Source organism: Sphingomonas sp. GW822-FHT03G08 (assembly GCF_058801135.1).
Genome location: NZ_JBXAMZ010000001.1, coordinates 2244194 through 2266184, shown reverse-complemented (window position 1 = coordinate 2266184; position 21991 = coordinate 2244194). Strand labels below are relative to the sequence as shown.

Sequence of the window (21991 nt, the reverse complement as noted above, 5' to 3'; positions counted from 1 at the left end):
GAAGCCGGGGCTTTACTCGGGGCACCCCCCAGGCGCAACAGAGCGGCCGCGGAGGTATTTCTTTTGGCCGATGAAGCGACGAACCGCGGGGCGTTCCGGATCCAGGAATATTATTGCCGGAAGATGGCGGCGCCCCTCTACGCCGAACTCTGCACGGCGCTGGCCGACGGGCTCGACCGGAGCAGCGGGACGGGGCGGGCGGTGCTCGACTGGACGGGGGAGCCGACGCGCGATGCGCTGCCGCTCCGGCTGATCGGCGGGCTGCATGCGCTGGTGTTGGCGGGGGCGGATGCCGAGCTGGCGGAGATATTCGCCGGGCGGGTTTCGGGCGCGGCGCTGCAGGATGCGCTGAACCGGGTGCTGGCGCGCAACGATGCTGACTTGCTGCCCTGGCTCGACGGGCCGCCGCAGACCAACGAGGCGGGGCGCTCCGGTGCGCTGATCGTCGGGCTGGTCGAGGTGGCGCGGCGCCTGGGTCCGAAGCTGGAAGTGCTGGAGATCGGATCGAGCGGTGGGCTCAACCTGCTGATCGATCGCTTCCGCTTCGATCTGGGCGGGGCGATGCTGGGGCCGGCGGACTCGCCGATCACGATCGCGCCGGAATGGCTGGGGCCGACGCCAGCGCTGCCGCCGCTGGAGATCGTCTCGACGCGGGGCAGCGACATCGCGCCGCTCGACGTGACCGATCCCGCGGTCGAAGCGCGGCTCGCCGCCTATGTCTGGGCCGAGAAGCCCGAGCGGCTGGAGCGGTTGCAGGCGGCGATCGGGATGATCCGGGCGCGGGGTGTGTCTTTGGATCGCGCGGATGCCGCCGACTGGATGGAGGCGCGGCTGGCCGAGCCGCAGGCCGAGGGCGTCACGCGGGTGCTGATGCATTCGGTGGTGTGGCAATACATCCCCGATGACCGGACGGCGCGGATCCGCGCGGCGATGGAAGCCGCGGGGGCGCGCGCCACGGCGTCGCGCCCGCTTGCCTGGGTGGCGATGGAGCCCGACCGGGCGCTGGGCGAGCAGGTGGTCAGCATCCGGACCTGGCCCGGCCCCGCGGCGCGCGAAGTGGTCGCCACCGCCCATGCCCATGCCGCCTGGGTCCGCCCCGGCGACGCGCGCGCGACCGAGGGGATCGCGCTGGATGCGGCGGCGCAGGTGGTGTTGTAGGGGTAGCAACTGGGTGTGTCGCTACGACAGCCACTCCATGATCGCCTCGTTGACCAGCTCGGGCTTTTCCCAGGGCACGAAATGGCCGGCGCTGGCGATGCGGACGACGGTGAGGTCGGGCACCAGCGCCTCGAGCCCGTCGAGCTGGACAGGGAGGAGCGCGGTGTCCTGCATCGCCCAGATCACCAGGGTGGGCTGGGTGACGGGCGGGAAGGGCGCGTCGAGCCATGCCGGCCGCTCGGGCGTCTCGCCCGGCGCGGGCACCAGGATCGCGCTGGCCCGGTACCAGTTGAGCATCGCGGTCATCGCGCCGGGCTGGCTCCATTCGGCGAGATAGGCGGGCTTCTCCGGCTCCAGCTTCGCCGCGTCGGTATATTTGGCGAAGCTCTCGTCGAAGAAGGTCTCGAGCCCGATCCGCTCGACGAACTGCTCGAAATCGGGGTTGCGGAAGGCAATGATGTACTGGCTCGCCGCGCGCTGGGCGGGATCGTCGAAGATGCTGCGCTGGAAGACCAGCGGGTGCGGCGCGTTGACGATGACCAGGCGGGCGATCCGCTGCGGGTTCTGCAGCGCGGCCATCCAGGCGATGGCGCCGCCCCAGTCGTGCCCGACCAGCGTGAACGGACCGATGCCGAGATGGTCGGCGAGCGCGAGCAGGTCGCCCACCGGCTTGTCGGGCGTGTAGCTCGCCACGCCCGCGGGGCGCGAGGAATAGCCGAAGCCGCGCTGGTCGGGCGCGATGACATAATGGTCGCGGGCGAGCGCGGCGATCTGGTGGCGCCAGGTGCGGTGCGATTCGGGGAAGCCGTGGAGCAGCACGATCGGCGGGTTGGCGGGATCGCCGGCGAGGGCGACGTTCAGCTCCACCCCGGTGGGCAGCGCGATGCGCTGGGTCTCGAATTCCGCCATGTCGCCTCTCCTTTTCAGGCGAGCCTAGCGATCAGGCGCCGCGCGGCAAGCGCTTCCCCTTGGTCCGGCTGGTCAGGTGGTACTGCCAGCACCGGTCGCAGCGATAGGGGCGCAGTTCCCAGCCGCTCTTCGCGATCGCCGCCAGCGCGTCTTCCCTTGAGGGAAACCGCGCCTTGCGGCGGCAGACGCTCAGGCGGGTGCTAGGGATAGCTCACCGTCTTGGGCACTTCGGGGATCGGGATGAATTCCTTGTCGTCGCCTGGCACCTTGGGGAAGTTGCCGGCCTTCCAGTCTTCCTTGGCCTGGTTGATCCGGTCGCGGTTCGACGAGACGAAGTTCCACCAGACATGGCGCGGCGTCGCGAAGTCCTCGCCGCCGCACAGCGCCACGCGCCCGCCGCTGCCGGAGCGCAGGATCGCGGTGATGCCGGGGCGCAGGATGTAGAGGGTCGAGACTTCCATCTCGATCCCGTCGATGCTGGCATCGCCATAGGCGAGATACACGGCGCGCTCGGTCGCGGAGGGATCGATCGGCACCGCGCCGCCGGCCTCCAGCTCGATGTCCGCATAGATGGTCTGGGCATAGGTGGTTGTCGGTGCCCTGGCGCCCCACAGCTCGCCCATGATGACGCGGCAGCGCGCGCCCATGTCCTCGACGATCGGCAGCTCGGCGGCCGAGACATGCTCGAACGCCGGGTTCATCTCTTCCCGGTCCTCGGGCAGGGCCAGCCAGGTCTGGATGCCCGAAAGCTCGGGGCCTTTCTCGCGCTCGGCGCTGGGCGAGCGCTCGGAATGGACGATGCCGTGGCCGGCGGTCATCAGGTTCACCGCGCCCGGCTCGATCGTCGCGAAGGTGCCGAGCGAATCGCGATGATCGATCGCGCCGGCATAGAGATAGGTCACCGTCGCCAGGTTGATGTGCGGATGCGGCCGCACGTCGATGCCGGTGCCGACGGTCAGCCGGGCCGGGCCCATCTGGTCGAAGAAGATGAACGGCCCCACCATCGTCCGCGGCTTGGAGGGCAGGGTGCGGTGCACCTTGAACCCGCCAAGGTCATGGGTGGTGGGCGTGATGATCTGGGTGAAAAGCTCGTCGGTCATAAGGGCCCTCTCGTCACCAGATAGCTAGCCTGCGCCATGTTCGGCGGACAGCCACAGTTTGGAAACCCACCCTTTCGGGTCGCGCTCATTCGCCCGGCGCGCGCACCTTCATCGCCAGCGCGTGGATGCGCGCCTGGAGCAGATCGGCGAGCGCGGTGTTGACCATGCGCTGGCGCTGGACGCGCGACTGGCCCTGGAAGGCGGGGCTTTCCACCACCACGGTCCAGTGCGATTCGCCGGTGCCGTCGTCGCCGAGATGACCACTATGGTGATGGCTGTCGTTGATCACCTCGAGATGCGTCGGGGCGAGCGCGGCGGTGAGACGGGCAGCGATGATGTCGGCGAGTCCGCCGCTGGCAGGGTTTGTCATCGCGCCTATATAGGCGGTTTGCTCAAGGGAGGTCACGTGGCTGACAGCCACCCGAAGAAAGACAGGCCGAATGCGCGGTTCCACGGCCGGGTGGAGGCGCAGGGAAGACTATGTTCCGAGCCGGGCTGCAACGAGCCGGGCGAGTTCCGCGCGCCCGCGGGCGAGAGCCGGGCGACCTTTGACGGCCCCGGCGAATATCGCTGGCTGTGCCTCGATCACGTCCGCGCGTTCAACTCGGGCTACAATTTCTTCCAGGGCATGAGCCCGGACGAGATCCACGACGCCCAGCGGCCCTATGCCGGCTGGGAGCGCGAGACGCGTGCCTTCAACGGCACCGGCGGCGCCGACCGCCCGCCGCGCTGGGCCGATTTCGCCGACCCGCTCGACGCGATCGGCGCGCGGTTCAAGGACCGTATGAAGGACCGTGCCGAGCGCAAGGACGGCAAGCCGCTGTCGGGCAAGGACCGGGAATCGCTCAAGGTCCTCGACCTTGAGATCGACGCCGACCGCACGATGCTGCGCAAGCGCTATTCGGAGCTGGTCCGCAAGTTCCATCCCGATCGCAATGGCGGCGACCGCAGCCATGAGGGGCGACTCCAGCGCGTGATCGAGGCGTACCAGCACCTGAAGACCGCGCCGGCGTTCGCCTAGGTTGCCTGACCTGCTCCCCGGCTTTCGCCGGGGAACGGGAGACGTGGAGCCAAGTGCCTATGCGCGCGTGTTCACCGCCAGCTGGTCGGCAAAGGCGCGCTGGTAGGCCGGGCGGGCCTCGCCGCGGGCGACATAGGCCGCGAGCGTCGGATAGTCGTCGAGCATGCCCGAGGGACGCAGGCGGAGCAGTACCGAGACCATCATCAGGTCGCCCGCGCTGAAATCGCCGTCGAGCCATTCGGCTTCGCCCAGCCGCGCGGCCAGCTGGTCGAGGCGCGGGCGGATGCGCGCCTGCACCAGCGGCAACCGCTCGGCGGCCCAGGGTTTGTCGCCTTCGAAGATCCTCGCGGTGGTCAGGTCGAGGATCGGCGGCTCCATCGTATTCACCGCCGCGAACATCCAGCTGATCGCCCGTGCCCGCGCATCGGCATCCGCCGGGAGCAGTCCCGCAAATCGCTCCGCCAGGTGGAAGACGATCGCCCCGGTCTCGAACAGCGCGAGATCGCCTTCCTCATAGGTCGGGATCTGGCCGAACGGGTGGAGCGCCAGATGCGCCGGCTGCTTCAGCTCCGGGAAGGTGACCAGCCGCACATCATAGGGCTGGCCGACTTCCTCGAGCGCCCAGCGCACCCTTGTGTCGCGGGCCAGCCCCTTGCCGCCATCGGGGGAGCGATCGAAGGCGGTGATGGTGATCGTCATCCGCTCTTGCCCGGCGAGACCAGGCCACAGGTAACACCCTCGGGATCGACGATGTTGATCACCCATTCGCCGCCGGGAACTTCCATCGGCCCCTGCACGACGGTGCCGCCCCCGGCCTCGACCTTCGTCTGCGCCTCGGTGATGTCGGGCACGCGGAAATAGAAGCCCCAGCCGGTCGGCGCGCCCGGCGGTGCCTTCATCACCGCGCCGACGGCCTCGCCCTTGCTGTCGCCATTGGCGATGAAGCTGTACTCGCCCATCTCGCCCATCGGCATGCCGCCGACCTTCTCGATGTTGAACAGCTTCGCGTAGAAGGCGAGCGCGGCCGTATCGTCCGGCGCCAGCAACTCGTTCCAGCTGACATGGCCGAAGCCCATCCGCTGATAGGCGGTGCTGGTCGCGTCCACCGCACCGCGCATCACGTAGAAGGGCACGCCCTGCGGATCGGTGACCATCGCCAGCCGGCCGACGCCGGGAATGTCGAAAGCGGGAAGATGGACCTGCCCGCCTTCGGCGACTACCGCGGCGACCGAGGCATCGACGTCATCGACGCCGAGATAGCCGAGCCAGACGGGCTTCGCGCCGCCGGCGACCATGTCTGCATTCAGCTGCATGACGCCGCCCGCCTGGCCGTCCTCCGCGTTGATCATGCGATAGTCCATGCCGCCCGGCGCCGGCTGGGCATCGATGTTCCAGCCGCAGACCGAGTCGTAAAAGGCCTTGGCCTTGCCGGCATCCCTGGTCAGCAGCTCGTACCAGATGAAGCTCCCATGCGCGTTCACTTGGCTTCTCCCGTGTCCACGATCGTCTCGAACCCGCCCCAGAACATGCGCTTGCCGTCGAAGGGCATCTCGGCCGGCGGCTTCATCCGCTCGTCGGCCATCACCTTTTCCCAGCCGGAATCGCGCGTCGCCTTGTCGGGCCAGACGATCCAGGAGAAGACCGGCGTCTCGCCGTCTTCGGCCTTCACCGCCATGTAGAAATCGGTGGTCTTGCCGCGCGGCACGTCATGGCCCCAGCTCTCCACCACCTGCAGCGCGCCATGCTCGAGGAACACCGGCGCCGCCTTGGCGGCCATCGCGCGATAGGCCTCGCGATCGCGCGCGGGGGCTACGAAACCGTCGATATAGGTCATCATCTCTCTCCTCTATCCGGGTGTCAGGCCGCGACGGGCGCGGGCTGGAAATCGGCCAGCTGCGCGGCCATCGCGCGCTGAAAGGCGGGCCGCGCCATGCCGCGCTCGACATAGGCGGCGAGCGCCGGCCGCTCGGTGATCAGCGGGCTGTTGTCGGCATTGCGCAGCACCGTCACCATCGCGATGTCGGCGACGCTGAACCCGTCGCCCAGCCATTCGCGGTCGCCCAGCGCATCGGCGAGCCGGTCGAACCTTTTGCCGATGTCCTCCATCAGGCTCGGCCGGCGCAGCTTCGCCCATTCCTCGTCCTTCGAGAACAGGGTGACGTTGCCCAACTCGAACAGGCCGGGCTCGACGCTGTTGAGCGAAGCGAACAGCCAGGCGAGCGTCGTCGCCCGCTGCTGCGGGTCGCGCGACAGCAGCCTTGTGTCCTTCTCGGCGAGGTGGAGCAGGATCGCGCCGCTTTCGAACAGCTGGATGCCGCCGTCGTGCAGCACCGGCACCTGGCCCCAGGGCTGCTCCTCGAAATAGGTGGCCGGTTTGGGCGGGATCGGGCTGATCAGCCGCGTGGAATAGGGGAGGCCGATCTCCTCACAGGCCCAGCGCGGCCTGAGGTCGCGGACATAGCCGCGGGCGAAGTCGGGCACCCAGTTGAAGCCGGTGATCTCGATAGCCATGGCATCTCTCCTCAGCCTTTCGCCGCGGCTTCGACCGCCGCGATGTCGATCTTCTTCATCGTCATCATCGCCTCGAAGCCGCGGCGCGCGGCATCGGGGTCATCGCCGAAGTTTATCTCGATCAGCCGGCGCGGGGTGATCTGCCAGTTGAAGCCCCATTTGTCCTTGCACCAGCCGCACATCGACTCCTGGCCGCCATTGCCGACGATCGCATTCCACAGCCGATCGGTCTCTTCCTGGTCCTCGGTGAGGATCTGGAAGGACACGCTCTCGTTCGGCTTGAAATTGGGCCCGCCGTTGAGCCCGGCATAGCTGCGCCCGGCCAGGGTGAATTCGACGACCAGCGCCGCGCCTTCCTCGGTGCTCGGATTGTCGCCGGGCGCGCGATAGACCTTGCCGACATGGCTGTCGGGCAGCAGCGACGTATAGAAATTGGCGGCCTCCTCGGCCACATGGTCGAACCACAATACGGTGGTGATCTTGTCTGCCATCGGTCCTCTCCTTTGGACTCTGATATTCTCAGGCGATCGGGATCAGCGCGCGGACGCGGGGATCGCGAAGCCACAGCCCGCCCCAGGCGATCACGCCCAGATAGACGCCGAACAGGGTGTGGCTGAACAACGGGCTGCCCACCCGCCAGTGCAGCGCGACCGCACCGCCCAGATAGCCGGTGAGCAGGATCGCGCCGAGCACCGCCGTGCGCGGCACCGCATAGAGCAGGGCGCATACCGCCAGGATCACGCCCAGCTGCTGGTAGAGCCCTGGCTCGGCGGGAATGCCGATCGGCGGGCTGTAGGCGATCATCTGCGCCGGGGCGATCAGCTTGCCACCGGCGTCCATCGCCAGGAACAGCAGGACCAGCCCGCTCAGGCACCAGCCGAGGATGCGGTTGCGCTGCACGGGATCAGGCCGGCTCATGCGCGGGGCCTTCGGGGAAGGCGGCCATCGCCGCTTCCATGTCCATGAACATCGGCTCGAAGATATGGCCGTCCGGATCCTCGAAGCTGCGGCCGTACATGAAGCCCATGTCCTGCTTCTCGCGGATATCGGCCCTGCCGCCGGCACTTGCCGCTGCCTCGACGATCGCGTCCACCGCCTCGCGGCTGTCGCGCGAGATGCAGATCAGCGCCTCGGTCACCGCATGCGCATCGGCGATCGGCTTGGGCGTGAAGGTCTGGAAGAAGTCGCGGTTGAGGATCATGAACACGATCGTGTCGCTCAGCTGCATGGCCGATGCCTGCTCGTTGCTGAAGCGCGCATCCTTGGTGCAGCCGATCGCCTCGTAGAAGGCGGTCGACTTGGCCACGTCGCTGACGGGCAGGTTGACGAAGATCATCTGGGGCATTGCTTCTCTCCTGGTGGTTCTTGTCAGTAGGTGAGCGAGGGATACCAGTCGGGCGCGCGGCCCTCCGGCGTGCAGTCGAGTATCGTCCAGAGCGGCATCAGGTCGGGCGCGCCGCGCGGGTCCTGGCCGGGATCCATGCTTTCGGCGCCCATCTCGCCGGCCCAGAAGAACCGGATCGTGCCGTCGCGGCGGGTGAAGACCAGCAGCTGCGGGATGTCGCTGCCGTCCGGGGCGATCGCGTTATAGTCGCGGCTGAACGCCTGGTCGGTGTCGGCATAGAGCGGCAGATGCTGCCAGCCGCGTTCGGCCTTGAACGCGGTGAGCTTGTCGATCGGCGAGCGTGCGGTCACCGCGAAGGCGACGCGCTGCTCGATGTCGGGCGTCTCGCCATCCCAGGCCGAGAGCAGGGAAGTGCACATCGGGCAGGGGCGTTCGCGCTGGGGTCCGAACATCCAGGTGTAGATCACCAGGGTGTCGTGCGTGCCGAAAAGGTCGGCCAGGTGGACCGGGCCGTGCTCGCCCTCAAACCGATAGTCGCTGGTCACTTCGGGGCCGGCGGGCAGGGCGCGGCGCTGCTCGGCGACGGCCTCGATATGGCGGCGCAGTTCGATCTCCTCGGCGAGCAGTGCGGTGCGCGCCTGGCGATATTGCGGGCTCTCATTCGGCCAGCGCGCGGTTTCGCGGGCGGCCAGTTCTGCGGCGGGAACGAGTGTCATCGGAATAAACCTCCGCTTTGGGGGCTTCGCGAATCGCTTTCTTGATCCTGATGCGCCCATCGGTTATTAAAAGCAACCATGGAGTCACAAAAAGTAACTAGCAACGACTTCGCCAAGGCGCGCCGCTGGTATCAGGACGCGTGCGGGACGGCGCTCGCAATGGATCTGATCGGAGAACGCTGGTCGCTGCTGATCGTTCGCGAATTGCTGCTGGGGCCGCGTCGTTTCGGCGAGATCCGCGGCGCGCTGGAGGGGCTGAGCGCCAATATCCTCACCCAGCGGCTCGAGGGGCTCGAGAAGGGCGGGATCATCCGCCGCAGGCAGCTGCCCTCGCCGGTCAACGCCCAGGTTTATGAGCTGACCAAATGGGGTGCCCAGCTCGAGGAACCGATCTTCGCATTGAGCCGCTGGGCGGCGGGTTCGCCCGCGCATGACGTCACGCTGCCGCTCAGTAACGGCGCCTTCATGCTGTCGCTCAAGACGATGATCGCGCGCGAGCCGGCGCGGGGCCTCTCGATCGACCTGGGCTTCCGGGTCGGCGGCGAGCCGTTCCGCGCGGCGATCGTCGAGGGCGGGCTGGTGATCGAGCGGCGCGATCCGGCCGGGGCGGAGGTGATCTTCGAAGGCGTGCCTACGCTGCTGGCCGCGACCTTCTACGGCCCGTTGCCGCTCACGGAGTCGATCCGCGAGGGGCGGGTGGCGGTCACCGGCGACCTCGCCGCGGGCCAGCGCTTCGTCGACCTGTTCGGGCTGCCGCGGTTCGAGAACGATTAGGGACTGGCGGTCAGGCACGCCGAGGAGCAGGTAGGGGGCATCACTCCTGTACCTTGCAATGTAGGATTTCGCCTGCCGGGGTGACGGTGAAGGGGGCGGCTCCGCCTCTTTGATACTGTAGGAAAGATAGGATCACGCGCGCGCAAGCATGTTGCGAGATGCGGTGCGTTTCCGCCCAAAAGGTCAAAATTCCGGCCGCGAAAACCCGCTCTTGGCCTGTACTTTTCGCGAGCCGGTGCCGCGGCGCTGTAGGCAGCGCCTAGACCCGCCCGCAGAAGCCCGGCTTGCGGTCGCCCATGTCCCAGCAGCCGTCGAGGATCATCGTCTTGAGCGCGCCGCACGAGCGCTGGGGGCCGCACTGGCCGTCCGGATTGACCACCGAGCATTGCCGCGCGAGCAGCGCCGCCTTCTGCCAGCCGATCTTCGACGCGCAGGTCGCGCCATTGTCGCGCCAGTTGTACTTGGGGGCCGGCGGGCGGTGATGGACCGGGCGGGGGCGCGGCCGGGGCGGCGGGTTCCAGCCGCCGGGCTCGGGCACCCAGCGATCGGGTTTGCGCAGATAGCGGCGATAGGCGGTGGCCACGCATTCCGCCGTCTCGCAGGCGTCGCGCTCGCTTGCCAGCGCCTGAAGCTGCTGGCGCTGGACCCAGAGTTGCTGGCGGGTGGCGCCCTGGCGATCCTCGGCCCATTGGTTGGCGAGCGTGCGGTGCAGCCAGTTCAGGCCCTTGTTGTCACAGACCAGCCATTGGCCGCGGCGCAGCGCGCCCTCGCAATAAGGCACGGCGGCGAGCCAGTCGGGGCCGCGATCGATCGGGCGGGTCACCGGGGGCGGGGGGCGATGGGGCGGCTGGGCTGGCTGCTGGCCCCAGTCGCAGGCCGCAAGCGGCGCAAGCAGCGCCAGGAACAACAGCTTCCAGTTCATCGACTTCCCCAGGTGATGACAAGAATCGGTGTACGCGCGACCGTTGCTATGACGTCATGATCCCATGAAAGCCGATTCGAGGGAAGGGCCGGCGCTCGGTCGTTTGGATCGCGGCTTTTGCGCGATCCCCGTTGCAGTGCGGCACGGGAGCTTCTAGTCGCTCAGGCGACGGAAGGACGAAGACATGGCGGACATCCCCAACACCCAGCCCGACAGCCGGAGCACCACGATCCTCGACTCGCCCGACAAGATGGTGAGCGCACGCGACCTGTTCGGGATCGATACCGACCTCGAAATCCCCGCGTTCAGCGAAGCGGACGAGCGCGTGCCCGATCTCGATCCGGCCTATGTCTTCGATCCGGATACCACGCTCGCGATCCTGGCGGGCTTCGCGCACAATCGCCGCGTGATGGTCCAGGGCTATCACGGCACCGGCAAGTCGACGCATATCGAGCAGGTCGCCGCGCGTCTCAACTGGCCGTGCATCCGCATTAACCTCGATGCGCACATCTCGCGTATCGACCTGATCGGCCGCGACGCGATCGTGCTCAAGGACGGCCAGCAGATCACCGAGTTCCGCGAAGGCCTGCTCCCCTGGGCGCTGCAGACGCCGACGGCTCTGGTGTTCGACGAATATGACGCGGGCCGCCCGGACGTGATGTTCGTGATCCAGCGCGTGCTCGAGACCGAGGGCAAGCTCACGCTGCTCGACCAGAATCGCGTGATCCGCCCGAACCCCTATTTCCGCCTGTTCGCCACCGCGAACACGGTCGGCCTGGGCGACACCAGCGGCCTCTATCATGGCACCCAGCAGATCAACCAGGGCCAGATGGACCGTTGGAACATCGTGGTGACGCTCAACTACCTCCCCGCCGCGGTCGAGGCACAGATCGTCCTCGCCAAGTCGGGCGATTTCGACAAGCCGGGCGGCAAGGAGCTGGTCGAGAACATGGTCCGCGTGGCCGACCTGACCCGCAAGGGCTTCGTCAACGGCGACATCTCGACCGTGATGAGCCCGCGCACGGTGATCACCTGGGCGCAGAATACCGAGATCTTCAAGGATGTCGGCTTCGCGTTCCGGCTGAGCTTCCTCAACAAGTGCGACGAGGCGGAACGCGCGCAGGTGGCGGAATACTACCAGCGCGTGTTCGGCAAGGACCTGCCCGAAAGCGTGGTCGGCAAGGCTTGAGCGACACGCCGGACGACGATCCGCTCCACCCCCGCCGCTGGACGGCGCGCGGGGGTGAGGGCGGGCCGATTACCGGCGACGAATATGCCTATCTCAAGGACCTGATCCACGCGCGGATGGGCGTGGGCAAGGTTGAGCCCTCGCCGCCGCAGCCGCCCGTGCGGCGCGGCTTCTGGCGGCGGTTGTGGCGCCGCTAGGCGGTTTGCCCGGTCTCGCGGTCGCGCGGGTTGAACTCGGCGATCAGCGTCATCGCCAGCCACACCGCCAGCGTCGGCTGGAGCTTGGGCGGCAATTGTGCGCCCGGGGTCACCAGGAGCCCCAGGATATAGGGCAGCGCCGCGATGAAGGCGAAAGCGAGGATCGAATAGGCGATCCGGTGCCGGCTCGACGAGACATAGAGGATGGTGATCACCATCGCCGCGGTGGTGAACAGCACCAGCACATAGTCCTTGGTGGTCAGGTTCTCGGTGCTGGCCATCACGAAGCCGAGCACTGCGCCGAAGAAAATGCCGAGTCCGGTGAGGTTGGCATTATATTCCCCGTGGCTCATCCGCCCGAGGCCGATACGGTCAAGAAACTTCATCCAATCCCCCTTCGGACTTGATCCTGGGGGACAAGGCACACAAAGACAATCGCCATGGCTGCCGACTCTCCGCTCGACCGGTTCCGCAATGTCCTTGGCGGCGCAGCGCGCGCGCTTTCGGGGGAGCGCGAGGCCGAGCTGAGCTTCACCGGCGAGGCGCCGCGCCAGGACGGTCGCCAGATCAAGGTGCCGGCGCCCTCACGCGGCCTGCCGGCCGAGGAAGTCGCCGAGGCGCGTGGCTTTGCCGACAGCTTCGCGCTGCGCATGCGCCACCACGACAATGCGCTGCACCTGAAAGGCGCGCCCAAGGAGCCGGTGGCGCGCGCGGTGTTCGACGCGGTCGAAGGGGCGCGGGTCGAGGCGCTGGGCTCGCGCGGCTATGCCGGCATCGCCGCCAATCTCGAGCATGCGCTGGAACTGAAGCTGCGCGCCGACCCGATCACCCGGGCGCGAAACCGCGAGGAAGTGCCGCTGTCGACGGCGCTCGGCCTGATGGTCCGCGAGCGGCTGACCGGGCGTGAATCGCCTGCCACCGCGGCGCTGGGCATGGCGCTGATCCGCGACTGGATCGAAGAGCGCGCCGGCTCCGACCTGGATGCCCTGGCGCTGGCGATCGACGACCAGCAGGCATTCGCTTCGCTTACGTCGAAGCTGCTCCAGGACCTGGAGCTGACCGAGGGCGACCTGATCCCCGACGAAGCCGATGAAGGCGGCGGCGAGGACGAAGGCACCGACGACCAGCAGCAGGACGGCGACGAGGAAGGCGAGAGCGAGTCGAGCCAGAGCGAAGGCCAGGCGGAGGCGCGTGGCGAGCAGCGCGAATCCGACGAGGGCGAGGAAGGCGAGCAGCAGCAGTCCGACGCGATGGAAGATGGCGACGGCGAGCCCGGCGAAGAAGGCGAGGAGGGCATGATGCCCGTCCGCCCGAACCGGCCGTGGAGCGACCTGCCGCCCCAGTTCGAATATCGCGCCTACACCACCCAGTTCGACGAAGTCGTCGCCGCGACCGACCTGTGCGACACCGAGGAGCTCGACCGGCTCCGCTCCTATCTCGACCAGCAGCTCGTGCATCTGCAGGGCGCGGTGACCAAGCTCGCCAACCGGCTGCAGCGCAGGCTGATGGCGCAGCAGAACCGCAGCTGGGACTTCGATCAGGAAGAGGGATTGCTCGACGCGGCTCGGCTGGCGCGCGTGGTCATCAACCCGATGCAGTCGCTCTCCTACAAGAGCGAGAAGGACACCGAGTTCAAGGACACGGTGGTCACGTTGCTGATCGACAATTCGGGCTCGATGCGCGGGCGGCCGATCTCGATCGCTGCGATCAGCGCCGACATCATGGCGCGCACGCTGGAGCGCGTCGGCGTGAAGACCGAGATCCTCGGCTTCACCACCCGTGCGTGGAAGGGCGGGCAGAGCCGCGAGAAGTGGCTGGCCGATGGCCGACCGGCCCAGCCCGGCCGCCTCAACGACGTTCGCCACATCGTCTACAAGCAGGCCGACGAGCCGTGGCGCCGCGCCAAGAAGTCACTCGGGCTGATGATGCGCGAGGGGCTGCTCAAGGAGAATATCGACGGCGAGGCGCTGCTCTGGGCGCATAACCGACTGATCGGGCGCAGCGAGGACCGCAAGATCCTGATGGTGATCTCGGACGGCGCCCCGGTCGATGATTCGACCCTGTCGGTGAATTCGGGCTCCTATCTGGAGCGCCATCTACGCCAGGTGATCGGCTGGATCGAGGCGCGCTCACCGGTGGAGCTGGTGGCGATCGGCATCGGGCATGACGTGACCCGATACTACAGCCGCGCCGTGACCATCATGGACGCCGAGCAGCTTGCCGGCACGATGGTCGAGCAGCTGGCCGCGCTCTTCGACTCCGAATGATGCCCGGCCCGCGAGCGAGCCGGCGGGAATGAAGATCGATCCTCCCCCGGGCGGCTTCGAGGGGCCGATCAAGCGCTCCGTTACCATTGCCGGGCACCAGACTTCGATCAGCCTCGAGCCGATCTTCTGGGACGCGCTGGAACGTGCCGCAGCGGGGCGTTCCTTGCCGCTCAATGCGCTGGTCGCGGCCATCGACCATGCCCGGATCAGCGGGGAGGATCCCCCCAACCTTGCCAGTGCGATCCGCACCTGGCTGCTCGCCGAGATGCATCGCCCCTGACGTTTTCCCGCTGTGACGGTCGCGACAATTTTACGACAATGTTGCGATCCAGTCGCATTAGCGTTGACTCTGAGATTGGTTCGCAATAGCTGGCGGCGAAACAATCTGTAACAGGGGGTTCCCAAGTGAATCGTTCGACCGGTGCGGCTGCGCCCGCCTTCCTCGCGCTCGCCTGTGTCGGCTTCGTCGCCAGCGCGCCAGCCCACGCCTCCAACGGGCCGGACGGCGACAAGGCGAATACCCCCGCTTCGTCTGACGACGTGCAGGACAAGGACCAGATCACGGTCAACGGCCAGGTCTACCAGCCGAAGCAGGAAAGCCCGAAGAACACCCGTCCGCTGCGCGATACCCCGCAGACCGTGACGGTGATCACGGCCGAAGTGATGGAGCAGCAGAACATCCTGTCGCTGCGCGATGCGCTGGCGACGGTGCCCGGCATCACCTTCGGCGCCGGCGAAGGCGGCAGCGGCTATGGCGACAGTATCAACCTGCGCGGCTTCAGCGCCAATAACGACATCACGATCGATAATGTGCGCGACAGCGCGCAATATACCCGCTCGGACAATTTCAACATCGAGCAGATCGAAGTCACCAACGGCTCGAACTCGGTCTATTCGGGTGCCGGTTCGATCGCCGGCAACATCAACCTGGTCAGCAAGCGCCCGAGCGGCCGCGACAAGACCGTGGTGCAGGCCGGGATCGGCACCGACGAATATTACCGTGCCACCGCCGATATCGACAGGAAGCTGAGCGACAGCATCGGCGTCCGGCTGAACGCGATGTATCACCGCAACGATGTTCCCGGTCGCGAAGTCGAGAACAACAAGCGCTGGGGCGTGATGCCGTCGGTTACCTTCGGGCTCGAGGCGCCGACCAAGCTGAGCCTGATCTACCTCCACCAGGAGGACAACAACATCCCGCAGTTCGGCGTGCCCTATGTCAGCAGCACCAACAACTGGTTCACCGGCCAGGTGCCGGGCACCAGCCGCAGCGCCTATTACGGCTTCCGCAACCTCGACAAGCAGGACAGCAATGTCGATCAGGCGACGGCGATCTTCGAGCATGAGCTGAGCAGCAAGATCTCGCTGCGCAACCTCACCCGCTACCAGGACGTCGAGCAATATTCGATCGCGGACGGCCCGGAAGGCACCTTCTGCCTGCCGACGAGCCTCACTGCCGCCGGCCTGGCCTGCACCACCCCGGGCCTGTTCACGCCGAGCGGCGGCTCGCGCGGCAACACCCGCGATACCCGCAACCAGATCATCTACAACCAGACCGACCTGAAGGGCACGTTCGAGACCTTCGGCATCGAGCACAGCTTCGACCTGGGCATCTCGCTCTCGCGCGAATATTATGACGTGCGCTCGGGCAATTCGCAGCGCAATGCCAATGGCACCGCCGTGACCATCCCGGCCTACGCCTGGAACGATCCGAACCTGAACAACCGCAATGTCTATAGCGGTCCGGTGAACTTCATCGTCAGCGCGCGGAGCCACAGCGAGGTCGCGAACAAGGCGGTCTACCTGTTCGACACGATGAAGCTGTCGAACCATTTCGAGCTCAACGGCGGCGTTCGCTGGGAGCGCAACATCGGCGAGTTCGCGGCCTACACCCTGTCGACCGCGGCAGCGACGCTGGGCCAGATCACGGCGGTGACCCGCACGGGCAACCGCAACAGCCTGCTCTCCTACCGCGTCGGCGCGGTCTACAAGCCGATCGAACCGATCAGCCTCTATGTCGCCTATGGCAATTCGCGGACCCCGTCGCAGAGCACCGTCAACGGCAGCTGCTCGGCCGCGACCTGCAACGTGAAGCCCGAGAGCGCCAAGAATTACGAGATCGGCGGCAAGGCGGAGCTGTTCAAGGGCGGCCTGCTGCTGACCGCCGCGCTGTTCCGCACCGATCGTGACAGCTACAAGGTGCCTTCGGTCGACCCGACCGTCCCCGATCAGCAGCTTGACGGCCATTCGCGCGTCGACGGCGTCGCGCTGGGCGCCACCGGGCACATCACCTCGGCCTGGCAGATCACCGCCAACTACACCTATCTCGACAGCGAGCTGATCCGCTCGGTGGCGAAGGGTGCGGCGCTCGACCCCTCGGCCGGTGCGCAGCTCCAGCAGACCCCGAAGCACTCGGGCAGCCTCTACACCGCCTATACCCTGCCGTTCGGCCTGACGATCGGCTACGGCGCGACCTACCAGGGCAAGTTCGCGATCAATCTCCCGACGCGCACCGTGGTCGGCGGACCGCTGTCGCGGGTGCTCTATTCGAAGGACTATCTCGTCCACAACCTGACCGCCGCCTATGAGGTGACCAAGGCGCTGTCGCTGCAGCTCAACGTCAAGAATATCGGCGACAAGCTCTACTACACCCGCATCCGCGCCAATAACGGCTGGGCCACCCCCGGCGATGCGCGCTCGGCGATCCTGACGGCCAGCTACAAGTTCTGATATAGCCAGGACATGACGCGGCTCGATCCATTGTCGAGCGAAGACATCGCCGCCCGCCTCTCCGGTTCGCCGGAGGCGCGGGCGGCGTTGATTCGCGAAGGGGCGGAGGCCGGCCTGGCCGAGGCGCAGGCCATCCATGGCCAGATGCTGCTCGACGCCCAGAAGCCGGCCGAGGCGTTCGGCTGGTTCTGGAAGGCGGCGCAACAGGGGCATCCGATGGGGCTCAACATGCTGGGCCGCTGCTATGACCTTGGCTGGGGCACGCGCATCGACAAGGTGCGCGCGGCGGAATGCTTCCGGGTCGCCGCCGAGGCGGGGCTCGACTGGGGCATGTACAATTACGGCTCCGCGCTCGCGCTCGGCGCCGGCTTGACGCAGGACAAGGCGGCCGCGCTCGGCTGGTTCCAGAAGGCCTCCGCAATGGGGCACGCCAAATCCACCAACTTCGTCGGCAGCTTCCATGAGGCGGGAGACCTGGTCCCGCGCGATATGGCGGCGGCGGCGGACTGCTATGCCCGGGCGGCCGAAGGCGGGGACTTCCGCGGGATGTTCAACCATGCCCGGATGCTTGCCGAAGCCGGCGACGTGGAAGGCGCGCTGCTGTGGATCGAGCGGTGCGGGGCGGAGGCGAAGCCGGTGTTCCGCGACAAGGCGCTTGCCTGGCTGGCGCAGGTCCCGGACGAGCGGCTACGGACCCGGGGCAGCGCAGCGCTGCGCAAGGAAGGAACTTCATGCTGATCGCCATTCCCGACCTGCTTTCGCCCGAGCAGGTGACCGAGCTGCGCGGCATCATCGATGCGGCCGAATGGATCGACGGCAATGCGACTTCCGGCGCGCAATCGGCGCTGGCCAAGGACAATGAGCAGCTTCCCGAGGGCAGCGACGCGCATCGCCAGGGCGGGGCGATGATCCTCGACGCGCTGGGCAAGTCACCCCTGTTCTTCGCCGCCGCGCTGCCGCTCAAGGTCTTCCCGCCCTTGTTCAACCGCTATGGCGGCGGGCAGCAGTTCGGCACGCATGTCGACAATGCGATCCGCATCCAGAGGGGCACGGACTTCCGCATCCGCTCCGACCTGTCGATGACAGTCTTCCTCGAGGATCCCGCTGCCTATGACGGCGGCGAGCTGCTGATCGAGGGGCAGTTCGGCGCGCAGTCGGTCAGGCTGCCGGCGGGGCACGCGATCCTCTATCCCTCATCGAGCCTCCACCGGGTGGAGCCGGTCACGCGCGGGCGGCGGGTGGCGAGTTTCTTCTGGATGCAGTCGATGGTGCGCGACGATGGCGCGCGGCGCATCCTGTTCGAGATGGACCAGGCAGTGCAGCGGCTGGTAGCGACGCTGGGCAATGACGATCGCTCGGTGATCGAGCTGACCGGCGTCTACCACAATCTCCTGCGCCGCTGGGCCGACGCCTGAGCCAAAGTACACGAAGTACACGCCGGGAGCGGGGTTTCGTGGCGCCAAATTGACTCGGTTGCCGCGCGGCAAGCGCATCTCGCAGTTGTGGTGGCCAAGCAGGCGAAATCCTGTGTTGCAACCCGATTGCGCTCCCCTCCCTTTCAGGGAAGGGAATTTCTCAGAGCATCCCCTGCAGGGCCGGCGAGAGATGCTCCATAAAGCCCGTGCCTTCGCGCGCCGCCATGTGCGCCGCGAGCCCTTCGCGTTCCGCCAGCGCCATGCCGTCCGGGCCCAGCACCGTCAGCGCAGTGGCCCAGGCATCGGCGAGCATGCAGCTTGGATGGAGCACCGTGACCGAGGCGACGCCGTTTTCCAGCGGGCGGCCGGTGCGGGGATCGAGGGTGTGGGCATAGTCGCGGCCTTCATGGGCGAAGCTGCGGCGATAGTCGCCCGAAGTGGCGACCGACAGGCCGTGGAGCGCGACGCGAAAACTTGCCAGGGGGCTGGAGGGGAGGGATTCGAAATCCACCCACCAGGGCTGGCCATCGGGCCTGATACCCTCGCCGCGCAGCTCGCCGCCGACCTCGACCAGGAAATCGGGCAGCGCCATGCTGCGCAGCATCTCCGCCACGCGATCGACGCCGTGCCCCTTGGCGATGCCCGACAAATCGAGCCGCACCGGCGCATCGCGGCGGGCACGGCGGCCGTCCAGCTCGATATGGGAACGCCCGGACCGCGCGCAAGCGTCCGCGACCTCGGCGTCGCCGGGCAAGCCGATGCGCGGGCCGGGCGGACCGAAGCCCCAGAGATCGACCAGCGCGCCCATCGCGGGATCGAAGGCGCCGTCGCTCTTTTCGGCGACCTCCATCGCGGCGGCGAGGACCTTCGCGAAGCCGATCGGCAGGGGCTGCCAGCGACCCGGTTCGCTGCGGTTGAAGCGGGACAGCGTGGAATCGGGGGCCCAATGGCTCATCTCGGCGACGACGCGGTCGAGCTCGGCCTGGATCTTCAGGGCGATGCCCTCGGGCGGGGCGACGATGCGGGCGGACCAGCTGGTCCCCATCGTCTCGCCCGCGCAGGAAATGACAGGGGCCCCCGCCCGGCGGCGATGGAACGCCGCGGGCGAGAGGGTTGGGGGGATGGCTATCCGTGCGTCCACGTTTTCTTACACCGTCATCCCCGCGAAGGCGGGGATCCATTCACGCAGGTTGTCGAGAAGAGCCGCGACTGCAGCGCCCATGGATCCCCGCCTTCGCGGGGATGACAGGAAAGGAGGGATGGCGGTGTGAACTACGGCGCCAGCACTTCGAGGGTGGTGACGTAGCTCACGCGTGCGCGGACCGGGCCCATCGGGCGGCCGCCGGGGCCACCAGGGCCGGCCTGCGGACCACCCGGTGCCGCGGGAGCAGCGCCCGGAGCGGGCTGCGGACGCGGGCCGCCGCCGGGACCACCGGCGCCCGGGCCTTCGCCGCGCTCGCCGCCTTCGTTGACCATCACCCAGTACATGCCGGGCTGGCCCCATTTGATCGAGACCTTGCCCTGGGCATCGGTCTTCAGCACCTGCTCGTGCAGCGCGTCACGATAGCGGATGCCGCCCGGGATCACGGTGACGGTCAGGTCGGCGCCGGGCTTGCCGTTCTTGAGGAACTGGAAGTTGCCGGGCTCATTGGTGACCAGGTCGTTCGGGTGGGTGACCGGCACCAGCTCGATGCCCTTGCCGCTGGTCTTGAACACGGTGTTGGTCGGCGCGCCCTGGGTGATGAAGATCTCGTTGCGCGAGACATTCTCGGCGGTCTGGACATCGGTGGCGCCGGCCGGGATCGCGGCGGCGAGATTGGCGGTGTTGGTGCCGCGCGGCAGCATCTTGCGCTCGCCGTTCAGCACATAGCTGCCGAACACTCCCTCATTGACCACGGCGACCTTGTAGGTGCCCTGCTGGGTCAGGTGCAGGTCGAAGGTCGCGCGGAAGCGGCCGACATTATGGTTCTCGACCTTGCCCTCGGTGCCGTCGGGCTGGGTGACCACGGGCACGGCGCGTAGCGGCTGGTGATCGAAGAAGAACAGGTCGTTCGACACGGCGGCATCGACGGTCACCCAGTTATCGGTGCCCGAGACGGTGGTCGAGGACGGCAGCATCCACTGGCGGTGCGCGATGGCGGCCGGAGCAGCGATCGCGATGACGGCGGCTGCGGCGAGAAGCGGCTTGCGGAAGTTCATGTCTCTATTCCCCCTTGAGATCAGCGCTTGATCGAGACGGTGACGGCGCCGAGCTCGCTCGCGCCCTTGGCGGTGGCGGTGACGGCCTTGCCGTTCCAGGTGAAGGGCACGCTGACGACCTCGCGGCCGCCGACTTCGCGTGCGGCCTCGACCAGCAGCTTGTAGTTGCCCGGCGCCAGCGCCGGCGTGGCGCCCTTGCCGCCGACCAGCGCGATCTTGTGGGTGCCCGCGCCCTTGGTGGCGCCGGTGACGCCGTCGGCCGGGAAGCTCATGCCGCGGCCGACCACGCGCCACCACTGGCGCATGTCGCGCAGCCACTTGGTGCCGGCACCCTCGGCGCTGCGGCCGTCGAAATCATACCAGACCTGGAGCGTGCGGGGGGCGGCGCCCTCCTTTTCCAGCCACACCGCGACATAGGGGCGGTGATACTCGGCGACCTTCATCTGCGGAATGGTGACCGACAGGTCGATGGTCTGCGCGCCGGCGGCGGTCGGCAGGCCCGCCCCGCCGATCGCGACGAGCGTGAGGCCGGTGATGCGATACTGCATGGACTTGGGCTCCCCTTAGTGGATCAGGAAAATGGCGATGAGCGCCGGGATGACGAGGCCGGCGATGACGATCGGCCAGGTGCTCTTGCGATGCTTCGAGTGCATCCACAGCAGCACCAGCCCGGTGAGCGTGAAGACGAGGCAGGCGAAGACGAAGACGTCGATGAACAGCTTCCACCAGCCGCCGGCGTTGCGGCCCTTGTGGAGGTCGTTGAGATAGGCGATCCAGCCGCGCGAGCTGTTCTCGCTGGTGACGGCGCCGGTATCGCGGTCGATCGAGATCCAGGCATCACCGCCCGGACGCGGCTTGGCGAGGTAGATCTCGCCGGCGGACCATTCGGCGGTGCCGCTCGCGTCGATCTTGACCTGGTCCTGCACCCATTTGGCGACATCGGCCGGGATCGGCTTCTTGGCATCGGGCAGGTCGTCCGCCTTCACCCTGGCCAGCAGCGGCGCGGGCAGCTGCACGGCATGCTCGACCGACTTGGGCGAGCCCTCGATGTCGGCGGCGTGATTGAGGGTGAAGCCGGTGATCGCGAAGAGCAGCAGGCCGATCAGGCTGATCGCCGAGCTCATCCAGTGCCAGGTATGCAGCTGCTTCAGCCAGAAGCTCTTGCGGGCGCGCTTGGCTTTGGCCTTGGCCAGTTCTTCTGCCTGGGCGGAGGGGGCGTGCATCTTGGGTGAGCGATTCCGGTTCGATTCGATTACGGCGCGATAACGAGAACGATTCGCAATTGCAAACCCGGGAAGAAGCGGGAGCGATTGATTCTACGCCATTTGAGCGCGCACCGGGCCCGCCCAAGATAGTCCGGAGTCCCTGTCTCGTATCGATACGGCGAGGTCGATTATTTCGCAATTGCAGCATAATTGCGTTGCAATGCAGCTACGAATGTTTCTTGCCGTTCTTCAAGAAATTACGCAGCTTCCTTCCAGAAAAGACTTGGGAGGACTGGATGTCGGCACTTTATCTCGGCCTGGCAGTGGTTTGCG

At 67.3% G+C, this 21991-nt stretch carries 27 protein-coding genes; 10 read left to right on the top strand and 17 right to left on the bottom strand.

All coding sequences use genetic code 11. The features are described 5' to 3' along the window. Positions 1–63: 63 nt before the first annotated feature. Positions 64–1158, top strand: a complete 1095-nt coding sequence (locus AC1RJ5_RS10320; RefSeq protein WP_493113165.1) for a DUF2332 domain-containing protein — start codon at positions 64–66, stop codon at positions 1156–1158. Between the two features lie 21 nt (positions 1159–1179). Here AC1RJ5_RS10320 and AC1RJ5_RS10315 read toward each other — a convergent pair whose 3' ends face one another. From AC1RJ5_RS10315 to AC1RJ5_RS10305, 3 genes are all read right to left on the bottom strand, one after another. Further along, a complete protein-coding gene (locus tag AC1RJ5_RS10315; protein ID WP_493113163.1) occupies positions 1180–2067 on the bottom strand; it encodes an alpha/beta fold hydrolase in 888 nt (295 codons plus the stop codon). A 200-nt stretch (positions 2068–2267) separates the two neighbouring features. Continuing rightward, complete coding sequence (locus AC1RJ5_RS10310; protein ID WP_269573969.1) at positions 2268–3167, bottom strand: pirin family protein; 900 nt, start codon at positions 3165–3167, stop codon at positions 2268–2270. Positions 3168–3252: 85 nt separating this feature from the next. Beyond that, a complete protein-coding gene (locus AC1RJ5_RS10305) occupies positions 3253–3537 on the bottom strand; it encodes a BolA family protein (protein WP_269573970.1) in 285 nt (94 codons plus the stop codon). Between the two features lie 36 nt (positions 3538–3573). Between AC1RJ5_RS10305 and AC1RJ5_RS10300 the strand changes: the two genes are divergently transcribed. Continuing rightward, positions 3574–4188 (top strand): J domain-containing protein, encoded by a 615-nt coding sequence (locus tag AC1RJ5_RS10300; RefSeq protein ID WP_493113160.1) that lies wholly within the window; start codon positions 3574–3576, stop codon positions 4186–4188. Between the two features lie 57 nt (positions 4189–4245). Here the strand turns inward: AC1RJ5_RS10300 and AC1RJ5_RS10295 are convergent, their stop codons facing one another. From AC1RJ5_RS10295 to AC1RJ5_RS10260, 8 genes are read right to left on the bottom strand one after another with little or no spacing between them, the layout of a single operon-like run. Further along, positions 4246–4887 (bottom strand): glutathione S-transferase family protein, encoded by a 642-nt coding sequence (locus AC1RJ5_RS10295; protein WP_493113158.1) that lies wholly within the window; start codon positions 4885–4887, stop codon positions 4246–4248. Next, a complete protein-coding gene (locus AC1RJ5_RS10290; protein ID WP_493113156.1) occupies positions 4884–5669 on the bottom strand; it encodes a VOC family protein in 786 nt (261 codons plus the stop codon). The genes AC1RJ5_RS10295 and AC1RJ5_RS10290 overlap by 4 nt, the downstream gene beginning before the upstream one ends. Then, positions 5666–6022, bottom strand: a complete 357-nt coding sequence (locus tag AC1RJ5_RS10285) for a DUF1428 domain-containing protein (protein ID WP_269573974.1) — start codon at positions 6020–6022, stop codon at positions 5666–5668. Before AC1RJ5_RS10285 ends, AC1RJ5_RS10290 begins: the two co-directional genes overlap by 4 nt. A 23-nt stretch (positions 6023–6045) precedes the next feature. Beyond that, the gene (locus AC1RJ5_RS10280) at positions 6046–6699 is read right to left on the bottom strand and encodes a glutathione S-transferase family protein (protein ID WP_493113154.1); all 654 of its coding nucleotides are present in this window, start codon (positions 6697–6699) and stop codon (positions 6046–6048) included. An 11-nt stretch (positions 6700–6710) separates the two neighbouring features. After that, positions 6711–7190 carry a VOC family protein gene (locus AC1RJ5_RS10275; protein ID WP_269573976.1) on the bottom strand — a complete coding sequence of 160 codons (480 nt, stop codon included), beginning with the start codon at positions 7188–7190 and terminating at the stop codon, positions 6711–6713. 28 nt (positions 7191–7218) lie between these two features. Further along, entirely contained in the window at positions 7219–7617 is a 399-nt protein-coding gene (locus tag AC1RJ5_RS10270) for a DoxX family protein (RefSeq protein ID WP_269573977.1), read from the bottom strand. After that, a complete protein-coding gene (locus tag AC1RJ5_RS10265) occupies positions 7604–8044 on the bottom strand; it encodes a VOC family protein (RefSeq protein ID WP_269573978.1) in 441 nt (146 codons plus the stop codon). The genes AC1RJ5_RS10270 and AC1RJ5_RS10265 overlap by 14 nt, the downstream gene beginning before the upstream one ends. A gap of 23 nt (positions 8045–8067) precedes the next feature. Beyond that, positions 8068–8760 (bottom strand): DUF899 family protein, encoded by a 693-nt coding sequence (locus tag AC1RJ5_RS10260; RefSeq protein ID WP_269573979.1) that lies wholly within the window; start codon positions 8758–8760, stop codon positions 8068–8070. Positions 8761–8919: 159 nt separating this feature from the next. On the opposite strand from AC1RJ5_RS10260, the gene AC1RJ5_RS10255 reads away from it, so the two are divergent. Then, positions 8920–9534: a winged helix-turn-helix transcriptional regulator gene (locus AC1RJ5_RS10255; protein WP_269573980.1), complete on the top strand. Its 615-nt coding sequence runs from the start codon at positions 8920–8922 to the stop codon at positions 9532–9534. A gap of 259 nt (positions 9535–9793) precedes the next feature. Here AC1RJ5_RS10255 and AC1RJ5_RS10250 read toward each other — a convergent pair whose 3' ends face one another. Next, entirely contained in the window at positions 9794–10456 is a 663-nt protein-coding gene (locus AC1RJ5_RS10250) for a hypothetical protein (protein ID WP_269573981.1), read from the bottom strand. A gap of 184 nt (positions 10457–10640) precedes the next feature. Between AC1RJ5_RS10250 and cobS the strand changes: the two genes are divergently transcribed. Together cobS and AC1RJ5_RS10240 are read left to right on the top strand one after the other, a co-directional pair. Further along, positions 10641–11645, top strand: a complete 1005-nt coding sequence (cobS, locus tag AC1RJ5_RS10245; RefSeq protein ID WP_184161029.1) for a cobaltochelatase subunit CobS — start codon at positions 10641–10643, stop codon at positions 11643–11645. Beyond that, positions 11642–11842, top strand: coding sequence for a hypothetical protein (locus AC1RJ5_RS10240; RefSeq protein WP_269573982.1), 201 nt, complete (start codon positions 11642–11644; stop codon positions 11840–11842). The genes cobS and AC1RJ5_RS10240 overlap by 4 nt, the downstream gene beginning before the upstream one ends. Here the strand turns inward: AC1RJ5_RS10240 and AC1RJ5_RS10235 are convergent. Continuing rightward, positions 11839–12228, bottom strand: a complete 390-nt coding sequence (locus tag AC1RJ5_RS10235; protein ID WP_493113149.1) for a hypothetical protein — start codon at positions 12226–12228, stop codon at positions 11839–11841. The two genes, AC1RJ5_RS10240 and AC1RJ5_RS10235, sit on opposite strands and share 4 nt — an antisense overlap. Positions 12229–12282: 54 nt before the next feature. Between AC1RJ5_RS10235 and cobT the strand changes: the two genes are divergently transcribed. The 5 genes from cobT (at position 12283) to AC1RJ5_RS10210 (ending at position 18254) form a co-directional block, all read left to right on the top strand. After that, a complete protein-coding gene (cobT, locus tag AC1RJ5_RS10230; protein ID WP_493113147.1) occupies positions 12283–14109 on the top strand; it encodes a cobaltochelatase subunit CobT in 1827 nt (608 codons plus the stop codon). Positions 14110–14137: 28 nt separating this feature from the next. Next, positions 14138–14389 (top strand): ribbon-helix-helix domain-containing protein, encoded by a 252-nt coding sequence (locus AC1RJ5_RS10225; protein ID WP_493113145.1) that lies wholly within the window; start codon positions 14138–14140, stop codon positions 14387–14389. Between the two features lie 125 nt (positions 14390–14514). Beyond that, the gene (locus AC1RJ5_RS10220) at positions 14515–16839 is read left to right on the top strand and encodes a TonB-dependent receptor (RefSeq protein ID WP_493113143.1); all 2325 of its coding nucleotides are present in this window, start codon (positions 14515–14517) and stop codon (positions 16837–16839) included. Between the two features lie 12 nt (positions 16840–16851). Further along, positions 16852–17577 (top strand): tetratricopeptide repeat protein, encoded by a 726-nt coding sequence (locus AC1RJ5_RS10215; protein WP_269573987.1) that lies wholly within the window; start codon positions 16852–16854, stop codon positions 17575–17577. Further along, positions 17571–18254 (top strand): Fe2+-dependent dioxygenase, encoded by a 684-nt coding sequence (locus AC1RJ5_RS10210; protein WP_493113140.1) that lies wholly within the window; start codon positions 17571–17573, stop codon positions 18252–18254. The genes AC1RJ5_RS10215 and AC1RJ5_RS10210 overlap by 7 nt, the downstream gene beginning before the upstream one ends. 160 nt (positions 18255–18414) lie before the next feature. On the opposite strand, the gene AC1RJ5_RS10205 is transcribed toward AC1RJ5_RS10210, so the two are convergent. The 4 genes from AC1RJ5_RS10205 to AC1RJ5_RS10190 form a co-directional block, all read right to left on the bottom strand. Continuing rightward, on the bottom strand, positions 18415–19299 hold the full coding sequence (locus tag AC1RJ5_RS10205) for an FAD:protein FMN transferase (protein WP_269573989.1): 885 nt from the start codon (positions 19297–19299) through the stop codon (positions 18415–18417). 227 nt (positions 19300–19526) lie between these two features. Then, the gene (locus AC1RJ5_RS10200; RefSeq protein WP_269573990.1) at positions 19527–20453 is read right to left on the bottom strand and encodes a DUF4198 domain-containing protein; all 927 of its coding nucleotides are present in this window, start codon (positions 20451–20453) and stop codon (positions 19527–19529) included. 20 nt (positions 20454–20473) lie between these two features. Further along, positions 20474–21001, bottom strand: coding sequence for a DUF2271 domain-containing protein (locus AC1RJ5_RS10195; protein ID WP_269573991.1), 528 nt, complete (start codon positions 20999–21001; stop codon positions 20474–20476). 15 nt (positions 21002–21016) lie between these two features. Then, entirely contained in the window at positions 21017–21676 is a 660-nt protein-coding gene (locus tag AC1RJ5_RS10190; protein ID WP_269573992.1) for a PepSY-associated TM helix domain-containing protein, read from the bottom strand. Between the last annotated feature and the right edge of the window lie 315 nt (positions 21677–21991).